Origin of the sequence: Caldimonas taiwanensis NBRC 104434, from assembly GCF_001592165.1 — a bacterium.
Taxonomy (GTDB): domain Bacteria; phylum Pseudomonadota; class Gammaproteobacteria; order Burkholderiales; family Burkholderiaceae_C; genus Caldimonas; species Caldimonas manganoxidans.
In genome coordinates, this window is the sequence record NZ_BCWK01000086.1 from 1 (window position 1) to 812 (window position 812).

General features: G+C 62.8%; 1 protein-coding gene and 1 pseudogene. Both read right to left on the minus strand.

What is annotated here, in order from left to right; all coding sequences use genetic code 11:
* Positions 1 to 22 precede the first annotated feature (22 nt).
* The gene (locus CTA01S_RS16255; RefSeq protein WP_062196866.1) at positions 23 to 391 is read right to left on the minus strand and encodes a hypothetical protein; all 369 of its coding nucleotides are present in this window, start codon (positions 389 to 391) and stop codon (positions 23 to 25) included.
* A 198-nt stretch (positions 392 to 589) separates the two neighbouring features.
* A pseudogene (locus CTA01S_RS16940) lies at positions 590 to 812 on the minus strand (hypothetical protein); the annotation flags it as partial.

An 812-nucleotide genomic window follows, 5' to 3' on the forward strand; every position in this document is an offset into this window, starting at 1 on the left:
AATCGGATGGCCTGGCGTTCGATCAGGCGGCGACTTCCTCCTCGACGATCTCGCAGTGAATCACGAACCCGGTCAGATAAGGAAGCCCGCGCGGGATGCCGTAGTCCTTACTGGTGCGGCGTCCGATGGTCCATTCCATCCACTGCCGGGTGGCGGCGCGGATCGCGTCGTGGAGGGCATGGCCCGCATGCATGCGGTTGAGGACTTCGTCCGCGAAGTGGCGTCCGTGGCGGCTGTCGAGGAAGGCCCGCACCGCTTCGAAGGGCTGTCCCGTGGCGTCGTAGATGGCGTTCATCGCGATGGGCCAGGCGGCTTGCGCGTGCGCGTCCATCGTGCCCCAGAAGCCCCAGGCTTCGTTGCGGGTGACGGGGATCGTTTTGGCTGTGGTCATCGTTGTCTCCTTCGTTGATCGTTGCGACACACGTATGAACGCGCTGTTCGATCAGGAAGCCAAGCTCAATCTCAATCATCTCGCGTCGTCTGTTGGCGACCGGTTACGGCGGCCAGCTTGGCGCGGGCCGACGCGCTTTCCCAGTGGCAGGGTCCGTTGCCGTGCGCAGCCTCTTCGCTCCAGCGGGCCAGGATTTCGTCATCGCTCCAGACCCTTGGCGGTGAGGTAGGCGTAGTCGTCGGCGTCGTAGTTGCTGTGGGTGAGGATGGCGCGGGTGGGTTTCATGCTGTGCTCCTTGGCGTGGATGGTTGCGACACCCGTATGAACGCGCTGTTCGATCGAGAAGCCAAGCATCAGATCGTTGATTGATTCCTTTGGGAAACGGCGCGGCTTTAGGCCGCGCCTTTGACAGTCAGCGAAT

Coding starts and splice junctions, on each gene's coding strand:
- CTA01S_RS16255 (WP_062196866.1), bottom strand. CDS start 391: ATGACCACAGCCAAAACGATCCCCGTCACCCGCAACGAAGCCTGGGGC.